Origin of the sequence: Streptomyces sp. RKAG337 (assembly GCF_023701715.1) — a bacterium.
In the GTDB taxonomy this organism is placed as follows: domain Bacteria; phylum Actinomycetota; class Actinomycetes; order Streptomycetales; family Streptomycetaceae; genus Actinacidiphila.
Window position 1 is genome coordinate 3106194 of the sequence record NZ_JAJOZA010000001.1, and the last position, 26682, is coordinate 3132875.

At 69.7% G+C, this 26682-nt stretch carries 28 protein-coding genes; 8 read left to right on the top strand and 20 right to left on the bottom strand.

Annotated features, from left to right (window positions below):
* Window positions 1-110 precede the first annotated feature (110 nt).
* The 7 genes from LNW73_RS13560 to LNW73_RS13590 form a co-directional block, all read right to left on the bottom strand.
* Window positions 111-644: an NUDIX domain-containing protein gene (locus tag LNW73_RS13560; protein ID WP_164607657.1), complete on the bottom strand. Its 534-nt coding sequence runs from the start codon at window positions 642-644 to the stop codon at window positions 111-113.
* Window positions 645-782: 138 nt separating this feature from the next.
* Window positions 783-2108, bottom strand: a complete 1326-nt coding sequence (locus LNW73_RS13565) for a dicarboxylate/amino acid:cation symporter (RefSeq protein ID WP_250990072.1) — start codon at window positions 2106-2108, stop codon at window positions 783-785.
* 201 nt (window positions 2109-2309) lie between these two features.
* Entirely contained in the window at window positions 2310-2597 is a 288-nt protein-coding gene (locus LNW73_RS13570) for a DUF4229 domain-containing protein (RefSeq protein WP_250990073.1), read from the bottom strand.
* Window positions 2598-2626: 29 nt separating this feature from the next.
* Entirely contained in the window at window positions 2627-3145 is a 519-nt protein-coding gene (locus LNW73_RS13575; protein WP_250990074.1) for a GNAT family N-acetyltransferase, read from the bottom strand.
* Between the two features lie 118 nt (window positions 3146-3263).
* Complete coding sequence (gene mqnE, locus LNW73_RS13580; protein WP_250990075.1) at window positions 3264-4427, bottom strand: aminofutalosine synthase MqnE; 1164 nt, start codon at window positions 4425-4427, stop codon at window positions 3264-3266.
* A gap of 75 nt (window positions 4428-4502) precedes the next feature.
* On the bottom strand, window positions 4503-4958 hold the full coding sequence (locus tag LNW73_RS13585) for an Lrp/AsnC family transcriptional regulator (RefSeq protein WP_250977167.1): 456 nt from the start codon (window positions 4956-4958) through the stop codon (window positions 4503-4505).
* 93 nt (window positions 4959-5051) lie between these two features.
* Window positions 5052-5726 carry a UbiX family flavin prenyltransferase gene (locus LNW73_RS13590; RefSeq protein WP_250990076.1) on the bottom strand — a complete coding sequence of 225 codons (675 nt, stop codon included), beginning with the start codon at window positions 5724-5726 and terminating at the stop codon, window positions 5052-5054.
* Window positions 5727-5949: 223 nt separating this feature from the next.
* On the opposite strand from LNW73_RS13590, the gene LNW73_RS13595 reads away from it, so the two are divergent.
* Window positions 5950-6486 (top strand): rhomboid family intramembrane serine protease, encoded by a 537-nt coding sequence (locus tag LNW73_RS13595; protein WP_250992907.1) that lies wholly within the window; start codon window positions 5950-5952, stop codon window positions 6484-6486.
* 166 nt (window positions 6487-6652) lie between these two features.
* Window positions 6653-7783 carry a hypothetical protein gene (locus tag LNW73_RS13600; protein ID WP_250990077.1) on the top strand — a complete coding sequence of 377 codons (1131 nt, stop codon included), beginning with the start codon at window positions 6653-6655 and terminating at the stop codon, window positions 7781-7783.
* 94 nt (window positions 7784-7877) lie between these two features.
* Here LNW73_RS13600 and mqnP read toward each other — a convergent pair whose 3' ends face one another.
* Both mqnP and LNW73_RS13610 read right to left on the bottom strand, forming a co-directional pair.
* Window positions 7878-8801: a menaquinone biosynthesis prenyltransferase MqnP gene (gene mqnP / locus LNW73_RS13605; RefSeq protein WP_250977164.1), complete on the bottom strand. Its 924-nt coding sequence runs from the start codon at window positions 8799-8801 to the stop codon at window positions 7878-7880.
* On the bottom strand, window positions 8798-10258 hold the full coding sequence (locus tag LNW73_RS13610) for a menaquinone biosynthesis decarboxylase (protein WP_138355154.1): 1461 nt from the start codon (window positions 10256-10258) through the stop codon (window positions 8798-8800). The genes mqnP and LNW73_RS13610 overlap by 4 nt, the downstream gene beginning before the upstream one ends.
* Before the next feature lie 88 nt (window positions 10259-10346).
* On the opposite strand from LNW73_RS13610, the gene LNW73_RS13615 reads away from it, so the two are divergent.
* Window positions 10347-10625, top strand: a complete 279-nt coding sequence (locus tag LNW73_RS13615) for a PLD nuclease N-terminal domain-containing protein (protein WP_250990078.1) — start codon at window positions 10347-10349, stop codon at window positions 10623-10625.
* 55 nt (window positions 10626-10680) lie between these two features.
* Here the strand turns inward: LNW73_RS13615 and ccsB are convergent, their stop codons facing one another.
* The 7 genes from ccsB to hemL form a co-directional block, all read right to left on the bottom strand.
* Window positions 10681-11754: a c-type cytochrome biogenesis protein CcsB gene (gene ccsB, locus LNW73_RS13620; protein WP_250990079.1), complete on the bottom strand. Its 1074-nt coding sequence runs from the start codon at window positions 11752-11754 to the stop codon at window positions 10681-10683.
* Window positions 11751-13562 carry a cytochrome c biogenesis protein ResB gene (gene resB, locus LNW73_RS13625; RefSeq protein WP_250990080.1) on the bottom strand — a complete coding sequence of 604 codons (1812 nt, stop codon included), beginning with the start codon at window positions 13560-13562 and terminating at the stop codon, window positions 11751-11753. Before resB ends, ccsB begins: the two co-directional genes overlap by 4 nt.
* Window positions 13563-13565: 3 nt before the next feature.
* Window positions 13566-14303 (bottom strand): cytochrome c biogenesis CcdA family protein, encoded by a 738-nt coding sequence (locus LNW73_RS13630; RefSeq protein ID WP_441349478.1) that lies wholly within the window; start codon window positions 14301-14303, stop codon window positions 13566-13568.
* Window position 14304: 1 nt separating this feature from the next.
* Window positions 14305-14916: a TlpA family protein disulfide reductase gene (locus LNW73_RS13635; protein WP_250977160.1), complete on the bottom strand. Its 612-nt coding sequence runs from the start codon at window positions 14914-14916 to the stop codon at window positions 14305-14307.
* A 140-nt stretch (window positions 14917-15056) separates the two neighbouring features.
* Window positions 15057-16343, bottom strand: a complete 1287-nt coding sequence (locus tag LNW73_RS13640) for a hypothetical protein (protein WP_250992909.1) — start codon at window positions 16341-16343, stop codon at window positions 15057-15059.
* Between the two features lie 256 nt (window positions 16344-16599).
* Window positions 16600-17283 (bottom strand): histidine phosphatase family protein, encoded by a 684-nt coding sequence (locus tag LNW73_RS13645; RefSeq protein WP_250977159.1) that lies wholly within the window; start codon window positions 17281-17283, stop codon window positions 16600-16602.
* 26 nt (window positions 17284-17309) lie between these two features.
* The gene (hemL, locus tag LNW73_RS13650; RefSeq protein ID WP_250977158.1) at window positions 17310-18617 is read right to left on the bottom strand and encodes a glutamate-1-semialdehyde 2,1-aminomutase; all 1308 of its coding nucleotides are present in this window, start codon (window positions 18615-18617) and stop codon (window positions 17310-17312) included.
* Window positions 18618-18723: 106 nt separating this feature from the next.
* Between hemL and LNW73_RS13655 the strand changes: the two genes are divergently transcribed.
* Both LNW73_RS13655 and LNW73_RS13660 read left to right on the top strand, forming a co-directional pair.
* Window positions 18724-19293: a hypothetical protein gene (locus LNW73_RS13655; RefSeq protein WP_250977157.1), complete on the top strand. Its 570-nt coding sequence runs from the start codon at window positions 18724-18726 to the stop codon at window positions 19291-19293.
* 120 nt (window positions 19294-19413) lie between these two features.
* A complete protein-coding gene (locus LNW73_RS13660) occupies window positions 19414-19737 on the top strand; it encodes a hypothetical protein (RefSeq protein ID WP_250990081.1) in 324 nt (107 codons plus the stop codon).
* A gap of 95 nt (window positions 19738-19832) precedes the next feature.
* Here the strand turns inward: LNW73_RS13660 and LNW73_RS13665 are convergent, their stop codons facing one another.
* The 3 genes from LNW73_RS13665 to LNW73_RS13675 all read right to left on the bottom strand — a co-directional run bounded on the left by LNW73_RS13665 (window position 19833) and on the right by LNW73_RS13675 (window position 22847).
* Window positions 19833-21119, bottom strand: a complete 1287-nt coding sequence (locus tag LNW73_RS13665; RefSeq protein ID WP_250990082.1) for a glycoside hydrolase family 10 protein — start codon at window positions 21117-21119, stop codon at window positions 19833-19835.
* A 47-nt stretch (window positions 21120-21166) separates the two neighbouring features.
* Complete coding sequence (locus LNW73_RS13670) at window positions 21167-21985, bottom strand: polysaccharide deacetylase family protein (RefSeq protein ID WP_250990083.1); 819 nt, start codon at window positions 21983-21985, stop codon at window positions 21167-21169.
* 94 nt (window positions 21986-22079) lie between these two features.
* On the bottom strand, window positions 22080-22847 hold the full coding sequence (locus LNW73_RS13675) for a polysaccharide deacetylase family protein (RefSeq protein ID WP_250990084.1): 768 nt from the start codon (window positions 22845-22847) through the stop codon (window positions 22080-22082).
* Window positions 22848-22959: 112 nt separating this feature from the next.
* Here LNW73_RS13675 and LNW73_RS13680 point away from each other — a divergent pair, with 112 nt between their 5' ends.
* Both LNW73_RS13680 and LNW73_RS13685 read left to right on the top strand, forming a co-directional pair.
* Window positions 22960-23832, top strand: coding sequence for a polysaccharide deacetylase family protein (locus LNW73_RS13680; protein WP_250990085.1), 873 nt, complete (start codon window positions 22960-22962; stop codon window positions 23830-23832).
* 240 nt (window positions 23833-24072) lie between these two features.
* The gene (locus tag LNW73_RS13685) at window positions 24073-24237 is read left to right on the top strand and encodes a hypothetical protein (RefSeq protein ID WP_250977153.1); all 165 of its coding nucleotides are present in this window, start codon (window positions 24073-24075) and stop codon (window positions 24235-24237) included.
* A gap of 69 nt (window positions 24238-24306) precedes the next feature.
* Here LNW73_RS13685 and LNW73_RS13690 read toward each other — a convergent pair whose 3' ends face one another.
* Complete coding sequence (locus LNW73_RS13690) at window positions 24307-25293, bottom strand: alpha/beta hydrolase (RefSeq protein ID WP_250990086.1); 987 nt, start codon at window positions 25291-25293, stop codon at window positions 24307-24309.
* A 272-nt stretch (window positions 25294-25565) separates the two neighbouring features.
* On the opposite strand from LNW73_RS13690, the gene LNW73_RS13695 reads away from it, so the two are divergent.
* Entirely contained in the window at window positions 25566-26681 is a 1116-nt protein-coding gene (locus LNW73_RS13695; RefSeq protein WP_250977151.1) for an alpha/beta hydrolase, read from the top strand.
* The last annotated feature ends 1 nt before the right edge of the window (window position 26682 follow it).

The following is a 26682-nucleotide window of genomic DNA, read 5'->3' on the forward strand; positions in this document are numbered from 1 at the left end:
CACGGCGGGGAGGCGCTGTGCGCAGCCGTGTTGGGGCAGCCCCATTACGTCGTCGGTCCGATCAAGGACGCAGTTTTCGACCTGCGGTCACGCGAGATGCTGCGCTGAGCTCAGCGGATCGCTTCATCCATCAGCACGTACAGCAGACCCACGAGTGAACCGCTACTGACGATCTCCCGACGGTCGATCATGCCGCGCACCCGGTCCAGAGGGATCCACTCGATCCGGTCGGACTCGTTCTTCTCCGTCGGAGGCCCGATCTGCGTGGCCCCATCGGCCCGGAACACGTAGTGCTGCGAGTCCGTGATCCCGTTGGCGGGCTCGGCGTAGATGAGCGGCTTCATCGGCGCGGGGCGCCAGCCCGTCTCCTCTTCCACTTCGCGCGCAGCCGCCTCGTCGGGGGTCTCGCCCTCTTCGATGAGCCCCATCGGCAGCTCCCACGCCCATGAGTCCGTGATGAAGCGATGGCGCCACATCATCAGGATCTCGCGCTGGTCGTTCACCACAGCGGCCACGGCCAAGTGGCGCATCCGCACCACGTGATGCTCCCAGCGCCGCCCGTCCGGTTGCTCGACATCGACGAGGAACAGGTTCACCCATTGGTTGGCGTAGATCTGACGCTCGCCGTGAGTCTTCCACCGCATGCAGGCCGCCCCTCTCGCAGGTGCTTCCAGCATCCCAGAGAGCAACGCGGCGTCAGCCTTGAGGACTCCAACCAGCGTGCCAGTGCCCCCGGGCCCCTCGGCGGATGCCGGGGATCGGGGGCACTGCCGCATATACGACTACGCGGCGACCGGGACGCGCGCTTCGCGGTCTGCGGAGGCTTCGTCTTCCATCAGGCTGTCGAGGTCCGCGCCGTGGGCCGTGGCGTATTTGTCGCGGTCGAGGATGTTCTCGCGGGCGGCGACGATGATCGGGATGACGGACTGGCCGGCGACGTTCGTGGCGGTTCGCATCATGTCGAGGATGGGGTCGATGGCGAGGAGGAGGCCGACGCCTTCGAGGGGGAGGCCGAGGGTGGAGAGGGTCAGGGTGAGCATGACGGTGGCGCCGGTGAGGCCTGCGGTGGCGGCGGAGCCGATGACGGAGACGAAGGCGATCAGCAGGTAGTCGCCGATGCCCAGGTGGACGTCGAAGACCTCGGCGATGAAGATCGCGGCGAGGGCCGGGTAGATCGCGGCGCAGCCGTCCATCTTGGTGGTGGCGCCGAACGGGACGGCGAAGGAGGCGTACTCGCGCGGGACGCCGAGGCGTTCGGTGACGCGCTGGGTGACCGGCATGGTGCCGACCGAGGAGCGCGAGACGAAGGCGAGCTGGATGGCGGGCCAGGCGCCGCGGAAGAACTGCAGCGGGCTGACCTTGGCGACGGTGGCGAGCAGCAGCGGGTAGACGCCGAACAGGACGAGGGCGCAGCCGATGTAGACGTCGGCGGTGAAGGTCGCGTACTGCTTGATCAGGTTCCAGCCGTAGGTGTTGATGGCGTTGCCGATCAGGCCCAGCGTGCCCAGCGGGGCGAGCTTGATGACCCACCACAGGGCCTTCTGCAGCAGTTCGAGAACGGCGGAGCTGAGGGTGAGGATCGGCTCGGCCTTCTCGCCGAGCTGGAGCAGCGCGATCCCGACGACGGCCGCCATGAAGACGATCTGCAGCACGTTCAGCTCGGTGAACGGCGAGATGACGTCGGTCGGGATGATGCCGGTGAGGAAGTCCAGCCAGGAGCCGGTGTGCTTGGGCTTGGCGCCGTCGGCCGGGGTGAGGCCGCTGCCGGAGCCGGGGTTGGTGAGCAGGCCGATCGCGAGGCCGATGGAGACCGCGATCAGCGACGTGATCATGAACCAGAGCAGCGTGCGGGTGGCCAGCCGGGCGGCGTTGGAGACGTTCCGCAGGTTGGTGATGGAGACCACGATGGCGAAGAAGACCAGCGGGGCGACGGCCAGCTTGAGCAGCTGGACGAAGATCGAGCCGATCTCGTCGAGGGTCTTGCCGAGCCAGGCGATGTCGCCGCTGCGGGCGATCCAGCCGAGACACACACCGAGGACGAGGCCGCCGAGGATCTGCGCCCAGAACGGGATCTTGGGTATGCGTACGCGACTGGATGTAGGAGACATGTTCCGGACGCTAACACTGGAGCTTTGAGAAACTCAAAGTCATTCTTTGGGTTCCCATGACGTGGACGCCCGGAATCGGCCAGGGCCGGCACGCGGACAGCACAAAGCCCCGCCGGGAACGGGGTGTTCCGGCGGGGCATGGCGAAGCGTGTGACGAGGGTTACCCACCGACCCCCGGGCGGTCCTGCGGCCCGACTGGCGCTACGCGGTGCGCGCGGCGTCGTCCGCCGCGTCCTCCGCGCTCTGACTCTTGGCGAAGTTCGACCGGCTGCGCTCGACGCGCGCGGAGACCTGGGCGGACGCGGCATCTCGGGCGCCGCGCAGCAGCACGAAGCTCAGCGGCGCGGAGATGACGAGAGCGAGCAGCGCAACCCACAGGAGGTTGGAGCCACCGAGCCCGGCCGGCAGGATCCGCAGGGAGACCAGACCCCAGATGACCGCGAAGCAGCCGACGAAGAGGCCAAAACGCATGGCGGTGTAACGGAACATGCTTCCAGTGAAGCACGGCCCGCCGACGATCAGTGCAGGGGGAGCCACATAGTGATGTCGTCGCGGAAGTCGTCGGCGGCGACGCGGATCGCGTCCGGTACGCGGCCGACTTCCTTGAAGCCGCAGGCGGCGTAGAAGGCGTCCACGCCGGTGCCGCCGCGCACCCCGAGCCGGAGCGCGTCGAAGCCCAGGTCGCGGGCGAAGTCGACGGCCTCGGCCAGCATCTGCCGGCCGCGCCCGCCGCCCTGGAGGACCGGGTCGACCATGACGGTGACCAGCGTGCACCAGTGCCGCATCAGCCGGTGGGTGTTGAGCTTCAGGAAGACCGTGCCGACCGCCCGCCCGTCCTCGTACGCGACGAGCAGCCGCTGGGTCCCCGCGCCGACCGCCTCGAACTGCCCGTCGGCGACCGGGCGTACGTCCTCGGCCGTGACCGGCGGGACGAAGCCGACCGCGCCGCCGGCGTTGGAGGCATCGGTCCAGATCCGGAGGATCTCTTCGCGGAGGCCGGTGGACAGCTCGGGGTCGCGCGCAAAGGTAAGGGTCATAGGCCGATGGTAGCCATTACTTCTGGCGTTCGGCAACGGGCTTCCGCATCCCGGACAACGCGAAGGCCCCGACAGCACGCTCATGCATGCTGTCGGGGCCTTCGGCGAACCAATGAGGTCAGAGGCGCATCGGCTGCGGGGACTCGCGCCGGTCGGCGTTCGGCCCCGGGTACTCGCGGATGATCTCGTAGCGCGTGTTGCGCTCCACCGGGCGGAACCCGGCGTCACGGATCAGTTCGAGGATGTCGTCCCGGTTCAGCTTGTTCGGCGTGCCGAAGTCGTCCGCGTCATGGGTGATCTTGTACTCGACGACCGAGCCGTCCATGTCGTCCGCGCCGTGCTGCAGCGCCAGCTGGGCGGTCTGCACCCCGTGCATCACCCAGAAGACCTTGACGTGCGGCACGTTGTCGAAGAGCAGCCGGGAGACGGCGAACGTCTTGAGCGCGTCCGCGCCGCTGGCCATCGTGGTGCGGGCCTGCAGCGTGTTGCGGATCTTGCCGTCCTTCATGTCCACGAAGTCGTGCTGGTACCGCAGCGGGATGAAGACCTGGAAACCGCCGGTCTCGTCCTGCAGCTCACGCAGCCGCAGCACGTGGTCCACCCGGTGCTTCGGCTCCTCGATGTGCCCGTAGAGCATCGTCGAGGGGGTCTTGAGACCCTTGGAGTGCGCGAGGCGGTGGATCCGGGACCAGTCCTCCCAGTGGGTGCGGTGGTCCACGATGTGCTGCCGGACCTCCCAGTCGAAGATCTCGGCGCCGCCGCCGGTCAGCGACTCCAGGCCCGCGTCGATCAGCTCGTCCAGGATGTCGGAGGCCGACAGACCGGAGATCGTCTCGAAGTGGTGGATCTCGGTCGCCGTGAACGCCTTCAGCGAGACGGACGGCAGCGCCTCCTTGAGGGCCTTCAGCGAGCGCGGGTAGTAGCGCCACGGCAGCGTCGGGTGCAGGCCGTTGACGATGTGCAGCTCGGTGAGGTTCTCGCCCTCCATCGTCTTCGCGAGACGGACGGCCTCCTCGATGCGCATCGTGTACGCGTCCTTCTCGCCCGGCTTGCGCTGGAACGAGCAGTAGGCGCACGACGCGGTGCACACGTTCGTCATGTTGAGGTGCCGGTTGACGTTGAAGTGAACGACATCGCCGTTCTTCTTCGTCCGTACGTGGTGTGCGAGACCACCCAGCCAGGCGAGGTCGTCGGACTCGTAGAGGGCGATTCCGTCCTCACGGGTCAGCCGCTCACCCGCGTAGACCTTCTCCTCCAGCTCACGCTTGAGTCCAGCGTCCATGCCTGCCGCCTCCTAGTTGCCGTTCCGACCCGATCAAAACTACTCCCCCGGATCCCGCCCTCGAGCAGGCCCCACTCACGCCTCTTCGGGGAGCGAGCCGACCCGGTTCTCCCACTTCGTGGAGAGCACGATCGTGGTCCGGGTACGGGCCACGCCCTTCGTTCCTGACAGCCGGCGGATCGTCCGCTCCAGGCCGTCCACGTCGCCCACCCTGACCTTGAGCATGTACGAGTCGTCGCCGGCGATAAACCAGCAGTCCTCGATCTCGTCCAGGTCGCGCAGCCGGTGCGCCACGTCCTCATGGTCCGCCGCGTCGCTGAGCTGCAGCCCGACCAGGGCGGTCACGCCGAGGCCGAGCGCCACGGGCGCGACGGTGGCCCGGTAGCCGGTGATCACCCCGGCCTGCTCCAGCCGGTTGATCCGGTCGGTGACGCTGGGCCCGGAGAGCCCCACCAGCCGTCCCAGCTCCGCGTACGAGGCCCGCCCGTTCTCGCGCAGCGCCTGGATGAGCTGCCTGTCCACCGCGTCCATATGCCTGGACCCTCCCGTTCATGCATCGATTGCGCCGTGCGAACAAGAATCTAAGGCATCCGCGACCCTGCGGCCTGCGCATCAGCGCGCCGGTCAGGCGGAAGCGGCCGATCCGAGCTCGCCTTCCCACCTGCGGTACAGCTGGTGGGGCACCGCCGCCGCGTCCAGCACCCGCCCGGCGACGAAGTCCACCAGGTCCTGGATGTGCCGGGCGCCCGCGTAGAAGGCGGGTGACGCGGGCAGCACGACCGCGCCCGCCTCGTCGAGCGTCACCAGGTGCTTGAGGGTCTGGCCGTTCAGCGGTGTCTCGCGGACCGCGACCACCAGGGTCCTGCGCTCCTTGAGGGTGACGCTCGCCGCCCGCTGCAGCAGGTCCTTCGACAGCCCGAGCGCGACGCCCGCCACACAGGCGGTACTGGCCGGCACGATGAGCATCCCCTTGACCGGGTACGAACCGGAGGACGGACCGGCCGCGAGATCGCCCGCGGCCCAGAACCGCACGTCCGCCAGGTCGGCGTCCGACACATCGAACTGGCCCTCCTTGCCGTCGGCGCCGCGCGCCAGCCAGATCCGCAGGTCCTCGCGCCAGTGCGCGTCCCGGAACGCGTGGCCCGTCTCGTCGAGCAGCGTCAGCCGGGCGGCCCGGCTGACCACCAGGTCCACCGCCTCGCCGGCGCTCAGCAGCCCCCGGAGCACGGCGGCGGCATACGGCGTCCCGGATGCTCCGGAGACCCCGACGATCCAGGGTTTGCGCAGGCTCGTGTCCACCCAGCGAGCCTATCCGGCCGCCCGGAACGGCCGGCGGCGGGAGAGGGCTCTCGCCGGGAACCACTCCGGATGTCGGTGGCGTTGTCTACGGTAGGGACACATGGATCTGAGGGGGGCCTCGGTGAGTCACAGCTACGAACCGACCGCGGACCGTTCCGCGCAGGCGAGTATCGGTCTCGCTCCGCTGCGCAGCGGAGCGAGGGTCACGGCTGCCGCCGCGCTCATGCTGGCCTGGGTGGGGCTGCTGTGGCTGCTCGAAGCCGTGGACGTGGCGACCAACCACTCGCTCGACACCTTCGGCATCGTGCCGCGCGAGACCGGTGAGCTGCGCGACATCATCCCGGCCGCGTTCATGCACTTCGGCTTCGCCCATGTCGCGGCCAACAGCCTGCCGCTGCTCGTGCTGGGGTTCATCGCCGCGCTGCGCGGCATCCGCCGCTTCCTCAGTGTGTCCTTCGTCATCATCCTGGCCAGCGGTCTGGGCGTCTGGCTCGTCGCGCCCGCCCACACCAACACGGCGGGCGCCTCCGGCGTCGTCTTCGGCCTCTTCGGCTATCTGCTGGTGCGCGGGTTCGTGGACCAGCGGCTGCTGGACATAGCCGTCGGGCTCGGCGTCGCGGTGCTGTACGGGTCGATCCTGTGGGGCGTACTGCCCACCGCCCAGGGCGTGTCGTGGCAGGGCCACCTCTTCGGGCTCCTCGGCGGCGTCGCCTCCGCCTTCTTCTTCCGCGCGCGCACGCCCGACGGATTGATGCGATGACGGATCCGATGCGATGGAACGGATCGATGCGATGACCGAACGATGCGCCCTGCCGGATCCGTCCGACGACGGGTCGATCCGCCGGAAAACCCGTTCGGGCCGACCGGCGTCCACAGCTAATCTTCAGATCTCACCCGGCGTCGAAGGCCACCGGCCGAAGGCCCGCTTGTTCTACGGGAGTCACCACATCAGCACCGCACACAAGGGTCTGGCCGCCATCGGCTGCGTCGCCCTCATAGCCGGCGCCTCCGCGGCCTGCGGCACCGTCCAGCAGGCCGGCGCGGCGGCGAAGGTCCAGAACGCCGTGGAGAAGCTCGGCGAGCAGAAGGCGGTCACCGCGACCGTCTCCTTCGACGCCACCGCGGACCAGATCTGGACCGCGATGAAGGGCTCGGACGGCTTCACCCAGGACACCGCGAAGATGCTCGCGGGTCTGCACGCCAAGCTCGGGCTGAGCTCGGACAAGCCGCTCAAGGACGCCGCGGCCGCCAAGGACGCGAAGGGCGCCGCGAGCGACACGTCCTCCTTCTCCTTCCAGCTGTCCTCGGACGCCGAGGGGAAGCAGAACCTGATCGAGGTCAGGTCCGTCGGCAAGAAGATGTACCTGCGGGCCGACGTCAAGGCGCTGACCGCGCTCGGCGGCGCCGCCAAGGGCGGCGACCACCCGCCGCTCGACCAGCTCATCCCCAAGGCGGACGAGCTGCCGTCGTCGCTCGGTGTCGTCAAGGACGCGCTGGCCGGCAAGTGGATCTCGATCGACCCGACGGCGTTCGCCGATCTCGGCAAGACCCTCGGCGGTGACAAGGGCCTCGGCAAGTCGCCGCTGCCGGTGCCCATGCCGGGTGCGTCGTCCCTCGACGCCAAGACCCAGCAGCAGCTGCTCGACGCGGTGAAGAGCGCGGTCGCGCACAACGCGAAGTTCACCGACAAAGGCAGCAGCAACGGCGTGGACCACGTCACGATGACGGTCCCGGCGGGTCAGACGGCCAAGGAGCTCGCCAAGGGCTTCGCCCCGCTGGAGAAGCAGATCCCGGGCTTCAAGGCGCCGGACGTCAGCAAGGTCCCGGCGAAGGATCTCGCCGTCGACCTGTCGATCAAGGACGGCATGCTGTCCGGGATCGGCCTGGACGTCTCCCAGCTCGACGAGAAGGCCCACGGCAAGCTCCCGCTCGTCATCGGCCTCCAGGGCGGCAGCGACCAGGTGACGGCCCCGGCCGGCGCGCGGGTGCTCACCCCGCAGGACCTCATGGGCCTGTTCATGTTCGGCGCCATGAACATGAAGGACCCCAGCGCGTAACGCACGCGGCAGCAGTCGTAGTCGTCATAGCAAACGGCCCGGCCCCGGTATCCCTCTCGGATACCGGGGCCGGGCCGTGCTGTCGGGTGTGTGCTCAGATACCGAGCCCGCGGACCGCGAGGTCCAGCAGCGCGCACACGAACAGCGCGATGCCGATGAACCCGTTCACCTGGAAGAACGCCCGGTTCAGCCGGCTCAGATCGTTCGGCCGCACGATCGAGTGCTCGTACAGGAACGCACCCGCGACGATCGTCAGACCCACCCACCAGAACGCCCCCGCGCCGGTGGCGACCCCGTACCAGGCCAGCAGGACCGTCGTGACGACATGGCAGCCGCGCGCCCCGTACAGGGCGGCGGCGACGCCGAAGCGGGCCGGGACGGACTTCACGCCGTCCGCCCGGTCGGCGGCGACGTCCTGGGACCCGAAGATGAGGTCGAAGCCGCCGATCCACACCCCGACGGCCAGTCCGAGGATCACCGCGTGCCACGACCACTCGCCGGTGACCGCGAGCCACGCGCCGACCGGGCCCATCGCCTGCGCGAGGCCGAGGATCGCGTGCGGGAAGTTCGTGAACCGCTTGCCGTACGGGTAGACCACCATCGGGATGACGGCGATCGGCGCCAGCGCCAGGCACAGCGGATTGAGCAGCGCCGCGGCGCCCAGGAAGATGACCACGGCCACCAGCGCACCGGTCCACGCGGAGCGCACCGACACCGCCCCGGTGACCAGTTCGCGCTGGGCGGTCCGCGGATTGCGGGCGTCGATCTCCCGGTCGATGATCCGGTTGCACGCCATCGCGAAGGTGCGCAGCCCCACCATCGCCACGGTGATGAGGACGAGCCGCCACCAGTGGACGGAGCCGTCCAGGGCGAACATCGCGCTGAGCGCGGCGATGTAGGCGAAGGGCAGCGCGAAGATCGAGTGCTCGATCATGACGAGCCGCAGGAACGCCCTGATCCTGCCGGGCGGCGCGGGCTCCGGCGCGAAGAGGTCCGGGGTTGCGGAATCCGTGGTCACGAGAGGCCGTACTCCTTCCAGCGCCGGTCGACCTTGGCGGCCGTCTCCGGATCGGAGACCACCATCTCGGGCCAGCCGCCGTCGCGCGTGTACCCCTCCTCGGGGAGCTTACGAGTCGCGTCGATACCCGCCTTGCCGCCCCAGAACTGCTGGTAGGAGGCGTGATCGAGGTGGTCGACCGGCCCTTCGACGACCGTCAGGTCGCGGCCGTAGTCGGTGTTGCCCAGTGCGCGCCAGGCGACCTCGTGCAGGTCGTGCACATCGCAGTCGGCGTCCACGATGATGATCAGCTTCGTCAGCGACATCATGTGCGCGCCCCAGATCGCGTGCATCGTCTTCTGGGCGTGCTTCGGGTACTTCTTGTCGATCGAGACGATCGCGCAGTTGTGGAAGCCGCCCGCCTCCGGCAGGTGGTAGTCCACGATGTCCGGCACGATGATCTTCAGCAGCGGCAGGAAGAACCGCTCGGTGGCCCGGCCCAGCGGACCGTCCTCCGTCGGCGGCCGGCCCACCACGATCGACTGCAGCAGCGGCCGCTTCCGCATCGTCACACAGTCGATGGTCAGCGCCGGGAACGGCTCCTGCGGGGTGTAGAAGCCGGTGTGGTCGCCGAACGGCCCCTCGGGAAGCGTCTTCCCGGGCTCCAGCCAGCCCTCCAGCACGACCTCGGCATTGGCCGGGACCTGGAGCGGGACGGTCTTGCAGTCCACCATCTCCACCCGCTTGCCCTGCACGAAGCCCGCGAACAGGTACTCGTCGATGTCGCCGGGCAGCGGCGCGGTCGACGCGTACGTCACCGCGGGCGGGCAGCCGAAGGCGATGGCGACCGGCAGCCGCTCACCGCGCCGCTCGGCCACCTTGTAGTGGTTGCGGCTGTCCTTGTGGATCTGCCAGTGCATCCCGATGGTGTTCCGGTCGTGCCGCTGCAGCCGGTAGAGCCCCAGGTTGCGCACCCCGGACTCCGGGTCCTTGGTGTGCGTCAGCCCGAGGTTGAAGAACGAGCCGCCGTCCTCCGGCCAGGTGAACAGCGCGGGCAGCGCGTCCAGGTCCACGTCGTCGCCCCGCAGCACGACCTCCTGCACGGGCGCGTCGCCGGACTTCACCTTCTTCGGCGGCACGTGCGTCATCCCGGCGAGCTTGCCGAACGCCTCCCGCACGCCGGTGAAGCCGTGCGGCAGCTCCGGCTTCAGCAGCCCGGCGATCTTGTCGCTGATGTCGCTGTACGCCTGCAGCCCGAGGGACTTCAGCATCCGCCGGTCGGTCCCGAACACGTTCATCGCGAGCGGCATCGACGACCCGCGCACGTTCTCGAAGAGCAGCGCCGGGCCGCCCGCCTTGTTCACGCGGTCGGTGATCTCGCCGACCTCCAGATACGGGTCGACCTCGGCCTTGATCCGCTTGAGGTCGCCGTCCTTCTCCAGGGCCCTCAGGAAGGATCGAAGATCGTCGTAAGCCATAGGGTCCAGTATCCGCCACGCACTACCCTGTATCCGTCACCGGGCCCCTGTCGCGGCCCGTCTTCCGGCTCAGGGGGGCTCACCCGCCATGGTCAGGTATCTACCGTTCCTGCTGGTGCTCGCGCTGTGGATCTACGCGTTCATCGACTGCCTGAACACTCCCGAGGAGGAGGTCCGCGGACTGCCGAAGGTGGTGTGGGTGATCATCATCCTGCTCTTCGGCGAGGTCCTCGTAGGACCGATCGCCTGGCTCGTCGCGGGCCGCAACCGCCGCCGCGCGCCCGCCCGCTCGCAGTGGGTCGCGCCGGACGACAACCCGGACTTCCTCAAGGGCCTCAAGGACGACACCCCGCCGTCCGGCAGCTGAGCGCCGGCCGGACCGCCCCGGGGGGAGCGGCCGGCCGGACCCGCGTCCTGCGGCGTCAGACCCCGGCGTACGAGTGCTTGCCGGTGATGAAGATGTTCACGCCGTAGTAGTTGAAGATGAAGCACGCGAAGGCGACCAGCGCCAGCGCGGCGGCCTTGCGGCCCTTCCAGCCGGCGGTCGCACGGGCGTGCAGGTAGCAGGCGTACGCGACCCAGGTGATGAACGACCAGGTCTCCTTGGGGTCCCAGCCCCAGTACCGGCCCCAGGCGGCCTGCGCCCAGATCGAACCCGCGATGACGGTGAACGTGTAGAGCGGGAAGACCAGCGCGTTCATCCGGTACGCGAACTTGTCGAGCGTCGCCGCGGACGGCAGCCGGTTCATGATGTTGGCCCAGGTCGGGTTCACCGCACGGCCGGCGGTCAGGGCCGCCTCGTAGAAGTCCCGGAAGAGGAACAGGAACGTTCCGACGGCCGCGAGGTAGAAGACCGCGCCGGAGATGATCGCGCACGAGACGTGGATCCACAGCCAGTACGAGTGCAGCGCCGGGACCAGCTGGTCGCTGTCGGTGTAGAGCACCGCGACGGCCAGGCCCAGGTCCAGCAGCACCGAGGTGACGAGGAAGAGCCCGATCCAGCGGACCCGCTTCTTCAGCGCCAGCAGGGCCAGGTACATGCCGACCGCGACCATGCCGAACGTCGTCGAGAACTCGTACATGTTGCCCCACGGCACCCGCTGCACGGAGGCGGCGCGGCACGCGACGGCGGCCAGGTGGAAGACGAAGGCGAGCACGGTCAGCGAGACCGCGATCCGCCCGTACTTGTCGCCGTCCGCGTCGGTGCCGGCGGCGCCGGGGCCGTCCGGGATGCCGCGGTCGCTCGCCGTGGAGCGGGTGACGACCTTGGGACGCTCCAGGGTGGCGGTGCCGCCGCCGCGCTGGACGACCTCGATCGCGGGGGCCGCCGCGGGTGCGGTGAGCGCCGCCGCGGTGATCGCGACCCGGCTGCGGCTGCCGAACACCCACTCGGCCATGTGCGCGAGGAAGGCGAGTGTGTAGACCGTCATGGCCGAGTAGATCAGGTAGTTGCTGTAGTTCGCGAAGTTCTCATTGACCGCGGCCGCGATAGTCACGCGCGCGCTCCTTCGTCTGGCAGGAGAGGTTCTTCCGAGGGGTCTGTGGCTGTGCCGCCGCCGGGGCCGCTGGGGTCCGGTAGCTGGGGCGCGTCGGGCAGCAGCTGGTAGGCGAGGTCCCCGAGCTCGTCGGCGATCTTCGCGGACTCGCTGCGGCCGAGTCCGGCCAGCTCCACGACGGTCACCCCGTCCGCACCCGGGGTGGCCCGGATCCACACCCGGCGGCGCTGGATGAACAGCGAGCCGGCCAGACCCAGGATCGCGGCGACCGCGCTGCCGAGTGCCCAGCCGTTGCCGACCTGGTGGGAGACCTGGAAGCTGGCCCAGGTCTTGACGCCGTCGAAGGTGATGGAGCCGCCGCCGTCCGGCAGTTGCAGGACCTGCCCGACGGCCAGCACCTGACGGAGCGGCTGGCCGTTCGCGGCCTTGTACTGCTTCATCTTCTTGTCGTTGAGCTGGTACACGTTCTGCGGCAGGCCGCTGTCCATGCCCAGGTCGCCGTGGTACGCGGTCAGGATCAGCGCGGGGCGGTCGAGCGCGGGGAAGACCGAGTGCGGCCCCTGGATGTCGTCGATCACCATCGTCGGGGCGAAGATCCCGCTGAACGCCAGCTGGTCCTTGGCACCCGTCTTGTCGCGGTAGTTGTCGGTGACCTTCACGACGCCGCGCGAGGTGAGGCTGCCGTCACTCGGCAGGAACGGCGTCGGCCCCTGGTAGACGACGGTGCCGCGGGCGTCCTTCACGGTGACGACCGGCGCGTAGCCGTGCCCGATCAGGTAGACCGTCTCACCGTCGATCTCCAGCGGCTTGTTCACCTCGATCGAGGACTTGACCGGCTTGCCGTCCGCGCCCTTCCAGTAGTGGATGTTGGCGCGGAACGTCCGCGGGGTGCCCTTCTGCGGGCCGGTCCGCGCGTAGGTGGCCTCGAAGCTGTCCAGCGAGAAGCCGAAGGGGTCCAGGTCGTCGGCGGTGTAGAACGTGCCGGGCTTGAAGTCGTCGTACTGCGTGAGGTTGTTGGAGAAGCCGCCGCCCTCGACGATCAGCTTGCCGCCCTCGCCCTTCCACAGCGAACCGACCGCGAAGGAGATCAGCAGCCCGAAGAGCGCCAGGTGGAACATCAGGTTGCCGGCCTCGCGCAGGAAGCCCTTCTCGGACGCGACCGCGCCGCCGACCCGGTGGGTACGGAACCGGCGGCCGCGCATCAGCTTCTGCGCGGCGTCCAGCACCTCGTCCTCACCCGCCGCGGTGCGCCAGGTCGTGTACGCCGGCAGCCGGGTCAGATTGCGCGGCGCGGCCGGCGGCCGGGAGCGCAGCTGCCCGACGAACTGCCAGCTGCGCGGCAGGATGCAGCCCGCCAGCGAGATGAACAGCAGGATGTAGATCGCCGAGAACCACGGCGAGCTGTAGACGTGGAACAGCCCGAGCGTCTCGTAGACCGGGGTGGCGTTGGGGTGCACGTCCTTCCACGCCTGCGCCTTGACCTCGTCGACGCTGGTCTGCGGGACCAGCGAGCCGGGGATCGCGGCCATCGACAGCAGGAAGAGCAGGATCAGGGCGATCCGCATCGACGTGAGCTGCCGCCACGTCCAGCGCACCCAGCCGGAGCACTCGCGCAGCGTCCAGCCGACCGTGCCGCGCCAGCCGGGCCTGCGCACACCGCCGAAGGAGCCGGGCACCACCTGGCCGAGTTCCTCGACCGGCGCCGTCGACAGCTGCGCGCCCGCCGCGTCGCGTTCTTCGACGTCACGCTCCTCGACGTCACGCTCCTCGGCGCCGCGGGCGGCCTTCGGCCCGGATTCCGTACTCATGAATCAGACCCCAGGGGTGAAGTTGGTGGACCAGGTCTGCAGGGAGAAGACCATGTCGTCCCATACGCCGGTGAGCAGCAGCACGCCGACGACGACGAGCATGCCGCCGCCGAGCCGCATGACCCACACATAGTGCCGCTTGACCCAGCCGAACGCGCCCAGTACGCGGCGGAACGCCACGGCGGCGACGATGAACGGCAGGCCGAGACCCACGCAGTAGAAGACGGTGAGCAGCGCGCCGCGCCCCGCGCTGGCCTCGTTGAAGGCCAGCGCCTGGACGGCGCCCAGCGTCGGGCCGACGCACGGCGCCCAGCCGACGCCGAAGAGCACGCCGAGCAGGGGCGCGCCGACCAGCCCCATCGCGGGCTTGCGGTGGAAGCGGAGATCACGCTGGGTCAGACCGCCCAGTATCCCCATGAAGGCGAGGCCCATGAGGATCGTGGCGACGCCGAGCACCTGGGAAATGATCTCCTTGTGCTCCTGCAGCCGCAGCCCGAAGTAGCCGAAGAGCGCCCCGCCGGAGACGAAGACCGCGGTGAAGCCGAGGACGAACAGCGACGCGCCGGCGACCATCCGGCCGCGCTTGGCCTCGGCCAGGTCGGCGCCGGACGTGCCGGTGACGTAGGAGAGGTAGCCGGGCACCAGCGGCAGGACGCACGGGGAGAAGAAGGAGACCAGGCCGCCGAGCATCGCGATCGGGATCGCGAGGAGCAGCGCCCCGGAGGAGACCGTTTCGGTCACGTCACTTCTCCGCGACGATCGGGTCGAGCGCCTGGCGCAGGCTGTCCTCGCCGACGGCCTTGAGGATCCGTACGGCGATCCTGCCGTCCCGGTCGATGATCAGGGTGTTCGGGATGCCCTGCGGGTTGAGGCTGCCCTTGGGGAACTTCAGCATGAGCTTCCCGTTCGGGTCGTAGAAGCTCGGGTACGGGATGTCGAACTGCGTCTCGAAGCCGTTCGCGTTGACCTTCGTGGCGTCGCGCATGTTGATCCCGAGGAACTCGACGCCCTCGGCCTTGGTGGCGTTGGCCACCTTGACCAGGTGCGGAGCCTCGGCGCGGCAGGGGTCGCACCACGAGCCCCAGACGTTCAGGACGACGACCTTGCCCTTGTAGTCGGCGAGGTTCAACTGCTTGCCGTCGACCGATTCCCCGGAGATGGCGGGGGCGGCGAGCCGGTCGCCCTTGGCCACCCGGGAGATCTCACCCGAGCCGCCGACGAAGTTGGTACCGCTGCCGCCGGAGGCGGAGCCGCTGCTGGAACAGGCCGAGAGCGCCAGCGCCAGCGCGGCGACTCCTGCCAGTGCCGCGGCACTGCGGAGCGGGCGGCGTCGGCGGGCACGCGTAGGACTCATGTGAAAAGTTTCGCATGCGTCGTCCGGCGATCTTTCCCGCCCCCGACACCGACGCCAAAAGCGGCAATTGCCCCAAGTAAGGATCAGGTAGCAGGAGCGGCCGCACTCTCGGCCGCGCCCCCCGACCCCGCGCGCACCGCCTAGCTGGTGGCGGCCGTCGTCGGGGAGCCGGGGGTACCGGCCGCGCCCTCCGGCGCGAGGTACGACTTCCAGCCGCCCGCCGGCTTCTGCCCGACGTCCAGCCGGCGCAGCTTCCCGAGCACCTTCGGGTCCTGCGCGTCGAGCCAGTCCACGTACTGCCGGAAGGAGACCAGCCGGACGTCCTTCTTCTCCTGGCCCGCGATGTGCTTGAACGCCTCCTCGACGGCGTTCATGTAGATGCCGCCGTTCCACTTCTCGAAGTGGTTGCCGATGTAGAAGGGCGCGCGGTTCGTCTCGTAGGCCCGCTGGAAGCCGGCGATGTACGAGGCGGCGGCCTGCCGCTGCCAGCCCGGGTAGTTGCTCGGGTCGCTCTGGGTGGCGTTCTTCGACTGGTTCGCGAGCATGTTGTAGTCCATTGAGAGGACCTCGAAGGAGTGGCCGGGGAACGGGATGAGCTGCAGCGGCAGGTCCCAGAGCCCGCCACGCTTCTCGGGCCAAACCTGTCGGCCGCCCGGCGAGCTCGCGTCGTAGCGCCAGCCGAGCTTGTGGGCGGTCGGCAGCAGGTTGTCCTGGCCGAGCAGGCACGGCGTGCGGGCGCCGACGAGTTCCTTGTCGTAGTCGAACGGCAGCGGGGCCTCGTCCTTCAGCCCGGTGTTGGTCTTCCAGTTCTTGACGAACGACTTGGCCTGGTCGATCTCGCTCTGCCACTGGGTCGGCGTCCAGTTCCCGACGGTGCCGCGGCCCGAGCAGAAGTGCCCGTTGAAGTGCGTGCCGATCTCGTGGCCCTCGGTCCAGGCCTCACGGATGTTGTCCAGCGTCATCTTGACGTGCTCGTCGGTGAGGTAGCCGATGTCGGACGCGCCCAGGTTGTTGTTCGGCGGGTCGTAGAGCCGCTTCTTCGACTCGGGCAGCAGGTACAGCCCGGACAGGAAGAACGTCATCGACGCGCCGTTGTCCTTGGCGAGCTTGCGGAAGCGCGGGAACAGGCCGTTCCCGACCTCGCCCGCGCCGTCCCACGAGAAGATCACGAACTGCGGCGGCGTCTGGCCCGGCTCCATCCGCTCCGGCTTCGGCTGGCCCGGCTGGGGGCCGGTGTTCGCGGTGGAGCCGTCCCCGATCAGCTGAACCGTTTTCTCGGGTTCCTTCTGGCCGGTGGCCCCGCCCGGCTTGGTCCCGTTGCCGCCGGTCTTGCCTCCGTCGCCCCCCGAGGAGCATCCGGCAGCAGCCGCACCGACCGCGACTCCGGCAGTGGCGGTGAGCAGACTCCTACGGGTCATGGCGCGCATGTACATCCCCATTTCTCGGGCCTCATGGATGGCGATCACGAAAAAGGTGGCCACCATCCATGACGGCTGTCACAGCCGTACGGTTACCGAAAAGTCAGAAAAATCCCACCGGTTAGCTCAATTGGCGCACGTAAGCGCCCTCAGGAACACCGGATTGACCCATTGGATCGACCTTCCCGGCCAATCCAACAGGCCGACCCGGCGGATGGCCAGGCCGCGGCGCCGCCGGCCCGTTCCCGATCGGCCCGCGAGATCGCTAAGCCCCGAATCCCTTCGAGCCGCCCTTCACCGGCTTCGCGCCCGCCAGCAGGTGCGAGGGCACCAGATCGCGGGCCGGTTCCGCGTAGCCGACCGACACGATCTTGTCGCCCTGGTATGTGAAACTCGTCACACTGGCGAGGGTGCACTGCCGCTTGCGCGGGTCGTGCCACAGCCGGCGCCGTTCGACGAAGCTGCGGGTGATCCAGATCGGCAGCTGGTGGCTGACGCAGACCGCCTCGTGCCCCCGCGCCGCGTCCCGGGCCGCGCCGAGCGCCGCCATCATCCGCACGACCTGGTCGACGTACGGCTCACCCCAGCTCGGCTTGAACGGGTTGGTGAGGTGCTTCCAGTTCGACGGGTTCTTCAGCGCCCCGTCGCCGACCCCGAAGGTCTTGCCCTGGAAGACGTTTTCCGCCTCGATCAGCCGCGGGTCCGAGGCGATCTCCAGCCCGTGCGGGGCCGCGATCGGCGCCGCCGTCTCCTGCGCCCGCTCCAGCGGGGACGACACGACGTACGTGATGTCGCGGCCCGCCAGGTGCTCGCCGACCCGGTCGGCCATCTTCCGGCCCAGCTCGGACAGGTGGTAGCCGGGCAGCCGCCCGTAGAGCACACCCGACGGGTTCTCCACCTCGCCGTGCCGCATCAGGTGGACCACGGTGATCTCTGTGTCGTCAGTCATGCCGCTCATCTTTCCGTCGTCCCCGCTCATTCCGTCGCCTCGGCCGCGGCGCGCGCCGCGGCCGGCAGCGCGGCGGCGATCCGCTCGATCGCCGCGTCGTCGTGGGCCGCGGAAACGAACCAGGACTCGAAGGCCGACGGCGGCAGGTAGACGCCCTGCGCCAGCATCGAGTGGAAGAACCCGGTGAAGCGGAACGCCTGCTGCCGCTTCGCCTCGTCGTAGTTGGTCACCTGCTCGTCGGTGAAGAACACCGAGAACATGTTCCCGGCCTTCTGCAGCCGGTGCGCGACGCCCTCCTTGGTGAGCGCCTCGCTGACCAGCGACGACACCCGCTCGGACACCGCGTCCACGGTCGCGTACACCGCGTCGTCGCAGAGCCGCAGCTGGGCCAGGCCCGCCGCGGTCGCCACCGGGTTACCCGACAGGGTGCCCGCCTGGTAGACCGGCCCGGCCGGTGCGAGATGGCCCATGACGTCCGCGCGGCCACCGAACGCGGCGGCCGGGAAGCCGCCGCCCATGACCTTGCCGAAGGTCATCAGGTCGGGTTCGACACCGTCGAGCCCGAACCAGCCGGCCTTCGAGACGCGGAAGCCCGTCATCACCTCGTCGGAGATGTAGAGCGCGCCGTTCTCCGCGCACAGGCTCTTCAGCCCGGCGTTGAAGCCGGCCGCCGGCGGCACCACGCCCATGTTCCCGGGCGACGCCTCGGTGATCACACACGCGATCTCGCCGGGGTGCGCGGCGAACGCCGCCCGCACCGCCTCGAGATCGTTGTACGGCAGCACGATCGTGTCGCCGGCCTGCGCGCCCGTCACCCCGGGGGTGTCCGGCAACCCGAACGTGGCGACACCGGAACCGGCCGCCGCCAGCAGCGCGTCCACATGACCGTGGTAGCAACCAGCGAACTTGACCACCTTGGCCCGGCCGGTGAAACCGCGCGCCAGCCTGATCGCCGACATGGTCGCCTCGGTCCCGGACGACACCAGGCGGACCTGCTCCACCGGGCCGATCCGCGCCACGATCTCCTCGCCCAGCAGCACCTCCCCCTCACCGGGGGTGCCGAAGGACGTACCGCGCGTCACCGCCGCCTGTACGGCGCCGATCACCTCGGGGTGCGCGTGGCCGAGGATCATCGGACCCCACGAGCACACGAGGTCGACGTACTCCCTGCCGTCGGCGTCCGTGAGGTACGGACCCTTCCCGGACACCATGAACCGGGGCGTACCGCCCACCGCGCGGAAGGCGCGGACCGGGGAGTTCACACCTCCGGGCGTCACGGCGGCAGCTCGGTCGAACAGAACCTGCGAAACTGGGGCTTCGTACGGATAGCTCACAGGCACATGCTCTCAAACGCCGGGCGTTGCGCGCGCAGGTCTCGACCCGGCATCTGAGACGATGATCGGGTTGCGCGGTTGGGTCTGTGAATGGTCGGGTAGTGAAATGCAGCGCGGTGGCGAACTGGGCGAGGGAACGGGCGACCATGAGCCCAACCACGCCCGCCCCACCGGCAGGCGCCGTCGGTCCGCCGATCGCGATCGCAGAGCAGCCGCGGAGAGTGGAAGCAGGGGTGGCCGAGTGGGGGTGACCTACAAGTACTTCGGGGCACCCGATGGCGCCACAGCCGCCCGGGTCCCGATCTCCATGCGCCCCGAGGAACTCGGCGGTGACGAGCTCGGCAACGGCATGTACACCAAGGTCAAGCCGGAGACCATGGCCGCCATGGTGCTCACCGGCATCGAGGGCATACCCCCGGCCAAGGTCCCGCCGCTGGAACTCGTCGTCCTCCACCCGGACTACGCCGTCGTCAAGCTCCCCATGAGCGTTGTGGAACCCCTCCGCAAGGCAGGCGAAGAAGAACTCGGCGCCGCCGCCTTCATCTGGTCCACCGTCCCGGACCGCCGCGGCCCCCGAGATGCCTTCGTCATCTACCAGATGCTCCATGAATGGCAGGGCTTCGCGTCCCGCTGCCACGAGGCCGGCCACCAGCTGTACTGCCTGGTCTGGCCCTGACGGGTCGCACTTCGCCCGGTTTCCCGACACTCCCCCAAATGGGGCACATTCGGGATGCATATGCGTCCGTGGTCGCGCTACGTTCGACTCCCCTAACTGGGAGTCACAATGCGATCACGCATGGTTACCGTTCTGGGCGCTCTCGCCTCTGCCGCGCTGCTCATGGTGGCGGTCCCCGGTTCCGCCCAGGCGGCCACCGGCACCCTGACGATCAACGGCGTCGACCACGTCGACCCGAAGGGCTGCTTCAACCTCACGCCCCCCGACTCCTCCAGCAACGGTGAGGAGACGCCGGACGACATGATCGTCAAGAACAACACCGACAAGACCGTCGTGGTCTGGGACAGCTGGGACTGCAGCGCCGACGGCAACAACCAGGACTCGACCATCGCGCCCGGCGCGGAGGCCTCGGTCCACGCGGACGACAGCGTCTCGGTCGAGTAAGCACGGCCTTCGACGCGGTCGTTCAGGCCGCCCGATGTGACCCGGCGATCGCGCGGACCGCTTCGAAGCCGGTCCGCGCGATCATCGTCGTAGGGTCAGCGCGGGGTGCGCACTTGGGTCGGGTAGTGGTCGGCGACCACGCGCCGCAGGGCCCCGATCCGGTCGGCGACGACTTCCTTCGCGGCGAAGTAGATGTTGCCACGCACCTCGGGGAAGCGGTGGCCGAAAGCGAGATGCCGGGAGAGTTCCGCCGGATCCTGCCAGGCGCTGAACTGCGCCGGGTCGCCCGATTTGTAGAGAGCCTCACCAATGTACAGATGCGTGTTCGTGCCACGGCAGGTTTCCGCCCACCACGCGACAAGCCGGGCATAGTCGGCGACATCGTTCCCGATGTGCCAGTAGACCATCGGCGCGATGTAGTCGATCCACCCCCGCCGCACCCACGTACGCGTATCGGCGTAGATGCCGTCGTAGGACTCGGCCGCGCCCTGGGTGTCGGAGCCCTCGGGATCCGTCGTCCGGTTCCGCCAGATCGCGAACGGGCTGACGCCGAAGCGCGCCTGTCGCAGGCGCGGTGAACCGCCGCTCAGCGGGGACCGGTTCAGCTCCTCGATCCGCTGCCCGGTCTCGCGCACCAGCAGGTTGATGTTGTCGCGCCGCCAGGCGGCCCGGTCGGGGAAGTCCGCGCCGTACCGCGCGTACGCGGCGTCGTCGTCGAAGGTCTGCCCGGGGATCGGGTACGGGTAGAAGTAGTCGTCCCAGTGCAGGCCGTCCACGTCGTAACGGGCGACGGCGTCGAGCATCGCGTCCTGGACAAAGCGGCGGACCTCCGGCAGCCCGGGGTTGTAGAACAGCGCCTTGCCGTACGGCACCACCCACTCGGGGTGTAGCCGGGCCGGGTGGGTCGCCGCCAGCCGGGCCGGGTCGGGGTTCGTGGCGATCCGGTACGGGTTGAACCAGGCGTGCAACTCCAGCCCGCGCAGGTGCGCTTCGCGCACCGCGAAGTCCAGCGGGTCCCAGCCCGGATCGCGGCCCTGCACCCCGGTGAGGCACTTCGCCCACGGCTCGTACGGTGACGGCCACAGCGCGTCCGCCAGCCCTCTGACCTGCAGCACAACCGCGTTCAGCCGGCGTTCCACCGCGATGTCCAGCAGCCCGGTCAACTCCCGCCGCTGCTCCGCCGGGGACCGCCCCGGGGACGGCCAGTCGCGGTTGAAGGCGGTGGTCAACCACATGCCGCGGAACTCCCGGCGCCCGTCCCGCACTTGCGTCGGGGCGCTGGACGCGGCGTGCGAGGTGCCGGCGCCGAGTGTGACGGAACCGGCCGTCACCGCCGCGGCCGCGGCCGCCGTGGTCAGGGTCCTGCGGGAGATCTGGCCCATGATCGCTTTCTGGGGGGCTGGTGCGCGGGAGGTGGGCGCCTGGGTGGTCAGCGGGCGGTGAGCAGGCCGCGGAGGGTGGTGAAGCCGTAGTCGCGGGCCCTGATGGCGTCGATGAGGTCGGGCAGCGCGGTGGCGTCGACCGCGGAGTGGTCCTCCGGGGTGGCCCCGAGGTGCATCAGGACGATCGCCCCCGGGCGCAGATCGTGCAGCGTCCGGTCGACGACCGTCGCGGTGCTCGCCCCTCCGACGGTGCCCTTCCAGCCCTGGGTGTCCACCTTCCAGTGGGCCGCGACGTACCCGGCGGCGTTCACTTCCCTGACGCACTCCCGGGTGGCGCGCCCGAAGGGGAAGCGGAACAGCCCTTCGGACGGCCTGCCGATGGCCGTCTCGATCGCGTCGGCCGCCGCCCGGACCTCCTCGGCCCGCTGCTCAGGAGTGAGGTGGGGAAACGCCGGGTGCGTCATGGAGTGGTTGCCCACCGGGTAGCGGTCCGCGATGTGCCGGGCCAACGCCGGGTTGTCCGCGGCGAAGCGCCCGGTCATGAAGAACGTCGCCGGCACCCGCCGGGCCCACAGCGTCCGCAGGATCGCCTCGGCGCCCTGCGTACCCGCACCGCAGTCGATGGTCAGCGCCGCCTTCTGCTCCGTGATGGGCAACGACCTGATCTCATGACCCGCGAAGGCCCCGGTCACCGCCGGACGGGGCATCCCGCCGTGCGGTCGTACCGGCGGAACGTCGGCACGCGCCGAACTCCGCCCCGCGAGGCCGAGCGCGGTCGCCGCGACCACGCCACCCGCCAGCCCCCGCAGCAGCTGCCGCCTCCCCGGCCGACCGTCATGGATCCCGTCAACCGGTGTCGCAGCCATACCCGTCGCGCCCTTCGTCCCAGTCCATCCGCATATGCCTCGACCAGCAACGTAGTGCGCCGCTCCACGGCAGTTCACGCCCAGGACGGGACAGTCACACGAATGGATCAGTCGGCCGGGCGGGGGTCGTGAACCGGTAGCCGCGGTCGAGCAGTTGCGGGACATAGGACCGCAGGGCCGCGATGGTCTGGGAGCGGTCGGCGCGGCCTTCGTGCTCGGGGACGGCGGAGCGGCTGAGGGAGCCGTCGTGGTGCAGGACGATCGATCCGGTTCCGGCGCGGCTCAGCACCGCGTCGGCGATGCGGTCGACGCCGGGGTTCGTCCAGTCGGCGGTGTCGATGGACCAGCGGATCGGACGGAGTCCGAACTCCGCGCACGCTCGCAGGGCGGCGGGGACGAAGCGGCCGCCGGGCGCACGGAAGAGCGCCGGGGGCCGACCGCCGCCGGTGCGGGCGAGTACGTCGTTGGTGCGTTGGATCTCGTCGCGGACCGTTGCCGCCGTCAGGAGGCGGAGGGTGGGGTGGGACCACGTGTGGTTGCCCAGCACGTGCCCCTCCTCGACGACCTGGCGCACCACCCACGGGTATCTCTCGGCGTTGGCGCCGAGCATGAAGAAGGTCGCGGTGATGCGGTAGCGGCGCAGGACCGCGAGGACCCGTGGGGTGTAGATCGGGCTCGGACCGTCGTCGAAGGTGAGGGCCAGCGCCATCGGGCCGCCCCGCACCAGCCGTTCCACCTCAGGCGCCGGTCCTGGTACATCGGTGGCGGCGTCGGCCCCGGTCACGGTGCCGGGACAGAGCAGCGACATCCCGGCCGCGAGGAGGAGCCGCCGGCCCGGCAGGGCGTTCCGATCGTTGATCACCGTCTCAGCATCGGCCCCGCGTGCCCCGGGATGGGCCACCCCGGCGAACGACACGCGCCCAGGCTCGTGCCGTCCTGTCCCCCGGGCCGGACGCTCCTACGCTGACCGCGATATGAACCAGCGCACCGCTCTCCCGAGCTCACAGTCGCCCCGGATCCTCGGCCGGGTGCTGACCACCGTCGCCGCCATGGCCGCGCTCGTCGCGTCGGCCGCCGCCCCCGCGACCGGCGTGGCTCCCCCCGACCGGCCCGACCGGCTCGCCGTCGTGGCAGCCGCGGCGCCCGCAGCCGCCGTATGCCCGACCGGCAAGACTTCGCTTCCCGCTCCGGCGAACCTGCTCGGCCGGACGATCCGCACGATGCCCACCGAGCGGAAGGTGGTCGCGCTCACGTTCAACTCGGCGTGGGACGAGACGGGCCTGGACACCGTCCTGAAGGTGCTGCACGACTCCAAGGCGACGGCCACGTTCTTCCTCACCGGCCAGTTCGCCGAACTCCACCCGGCCGCGGCCCGGTCGATGGCGGCGGCCGGCAACGGCATCGCCAGCCACAGCTACAGCCACCCGCACTTCGGCGACCTGGACTGCGCGGGCCGGGAGCGCGAGGTGCGGCTCGCCGACCAGGCCCTGCGCACGGCGATCGGGACGGCGCCGCTGCCGTTCTTCCGGTTCCCCTACGGCGAGACCAACGCGCAGCAGGTCGCCGAGGTCAACGCGATGGGCTTCGCGAACATCGAGTGGACCGACGACACCAACGGCTACCTCGGCACGGCGGGCGGCATGACCGTGCAGAAGGCCGTCGACCGTGCCCTGAAGTCCCTGACGCCGGGCGAGATCATCCAGATGCACGTCGGCGACCCGAACGGCCGCGGCCCCATCCTCGACGCGCTGGCCCTCCCGCTGATCATCGACGCGGTCCGCGCCCGCGGCTACGAGATCGCCGACCTGCGCACCCTCCTCCCCACCCCGGCGGCGCCCACCACGTAACACCCGGCAACCACCGGGGGCCCGCCCACGTCACCATGTCCTGTGAGCACAGAGCCCCCGGTGACGCCGCTGCCCCAGCAGCCGCACGCAACGCGGACCCCCCAGGCGCCCGTGCGGCCGTATTGGTGAAAGCCAAGGCATATCTGGCCGCGCGCGGCGAGTAACGTCCATCGGAATGCATTGGCGCGGTTCGGGTGCGTCTGGCACGACAGGGGCCGGACCAGTCGCTACCGTCCAAATATGGCTACATTTCCGACATCCAGCACGATGGCGACCGGTCGTCAGCTCACCGCTCCGCCGTTCGCCCGGCCCGTGCTGGCGCTCGCCGCCGCCGCCGGATTCGCCCTGGACGCGTACTGGCGGGCCGCCGCACTGCTCCGGCGCGTCCTCGCCTTCCGGCGCTGAGGCCGACCGCCCGGCCCTGTCCGGTCGGACAGGGCTGTCACGCCGCCGGCGTCGGGTCGGTCAGGGCCGTCACGCCGCCGGTGTCGGGGCCCGCAGGTGGTCGCTGATCCACTTCATGGAGCCCTGCCCCATGCCCCGCAGGTAGGAGAGCCCGTCGTGGCCGCCGCCCACTATGACCTGGAGGCGGGTCCTGACCGGGCCGTGCCCGTAGCCGGCGATGAACTGCTTCACCTTCGCCAGCTCCCCGCGGCTCTCCTTCGTCCCCACCTGGAACGCGAGGTACACCTCGGGCCCGTGCCGGTCGATCAGCCGCTGCGCCAGGGCCTGCGGGTTGTTCGCCTGCTTCTCCTTGAGGTGATCGCGCCACAGGGACGAGTCCGGCACTATGTCGGGGCCGCTCACTATCGCCGCCTTGAACGTCTCCGGATGCTGGAGCACGCTCTTCAGCGCGCAGAAACCGCCCGACGACGAACCCATGAACGCCCAGCCGTCACGGTCCTTGAACGTCCGGAAGTTCGCCCGGACCAGGTCCGGGACATCGCTCGTCATCCAGGTCCCCATCTTCTGCTGACCCGGAATGTCACTGCAGTCGTGATAGTGCGGCCCGGGATTCATCACCGGCATGACGATGATGAACGGCAGGCTGCTGCCCTGCGCCGTCCACCGCGCCACGTCCTCCTGCAGCCCCAGGTCGCCGCGGATCCAGTAGTTGTACGGATAGCCGTAACTGCCCGGCAGCGCGATCAGCACCGGGAACGCGCTCTTCGCGTACTTCGGGTCGTAGTACTGCGGGGGCGCCCACACCCAGACCTTGCCCGTGAAGCCGGACTTCTTCCCCCGGTACGTCGTCATACCGATCTTGGTACCGCCCGCCAGCGTCGTCCGCTGCTCCGTGAACGGCGCGTGCGAGCCGGTCAGGACCGACGCGGCCGTCCCCGCCGAACCGTGCGGGAACTCCGGGCCGCCCCGTCCGCTGAACACAACGGGCCGGGAGCCGTAGCCGACGAAGAGGAGCAGCACCAGGACGGCCACCGCTGCCATGGGCCAACGTTTCACGGGGTGTCCCCCTCTTCATCCGGCCCGACAGGGCGAAGCGACGCTTACGCCTGTTGAGATTCCGGATCCCTACCCACCGTTCCGGCCCGTCAAGGTGCCGTGGATCACACCGCGACCGTTGCCCCTGACCGGAGTGACCCTCGTCCCAATTACCGGGGAGAAGCCGGGCAACCCAGACAGCCCGAAATCCGTCTCGTCATGGCGAGAGGCTCACACGCGGGCGGAACGCTGGGCCGGGGCACTGCGCCCAAGATTGGGAATCGAGAATTCTGATGAGCCTGACGGGGACCCCCTTCTTCCTGTGCACGATCCTCTTGGTGCTGGTCGCCCTGGCGCTGCCGCTCACCCTGTGGAGCCGGCTGCGCGGGCCCCGGGCCGTACGGCACGCCGCCAGGTTCGGCATGCTGCTGCTCTGCCAGGTGACGTCGGTGCTCATGGTCTTCGTGATCGTGAACAACTCCAACAACCTGTACGACAATTGGGAAGACCTCCTCGGCACCGGCACCCACGTCCAGGCCACCGCCGACCTCGGTCCCGACGGCGGCGCGGCGCAGGCCAAGCGCGAGCCGAAGATCGAGCAGAAGTTCCAGCAGGCCAAGGGCCCGAACATGGGCGACGTCCAGCAGGCCGACCTGAAGGGCCGGGTGTCCGGCGTCCAGGGCGAGGTCTACGTCTGGCTGCCGCCGCAGTACAACGACCCCGCCTTCAAGGACAAGCAGTTCCCGGTCGTCGAGATGCTCCCCGGCTACCCCGGCTCCGCCAAGGCCTGGTACGGCACCCTCAAGGTCCAGTCGCAGCTCAAGCCGCTGATGCAGAGCGGCAAGGTCGCCCCGTTCATCCTCGTCTCACCGCGCACCACACTCCTCGGCGGCCAGGACACCGGCTGCGCCAACATCCCCGGCAAGGTCAACGCCGACACCTGGCTGAGCGTCGATGTCCGCCGCATGGTGAGCGACAACTTCCGCGTCCAGAACGACGCCGCGGGCTGGGCCGTCGTCGGATACTCCGCCGGCGCCCACTGCGCCGCGCGCCTCGCCATCGAGCACCCCGACCGCTACGCGGCCGGTGTCAGCCTGTCCGGCTACAACAACCCCGCCGCCGAACAGGACTCCCTCACCGCCAAGGACCCGGTGCTGCGCGAGAAGGCCAACCCGCTGTACATGCTGCAGCACGCCGCACACCCGCCGCACACGTCGCTCTACATCTCCGGCGCCTCGGGCGACGGCTACCAGGACGGGGTGGCCCTGCGGAAGGCCGCGAAGACGCCGACGAAGGTCAAGGTGGTCCAGATCGCGGAGGGCGCCGGCGGCCACGGCACCGCCGTCTGGAAGTCCCAGGTCCCCGACGTCTTCCGCTGGCTCACCGAACAGGGCTTCAAGGTCCGCTGAT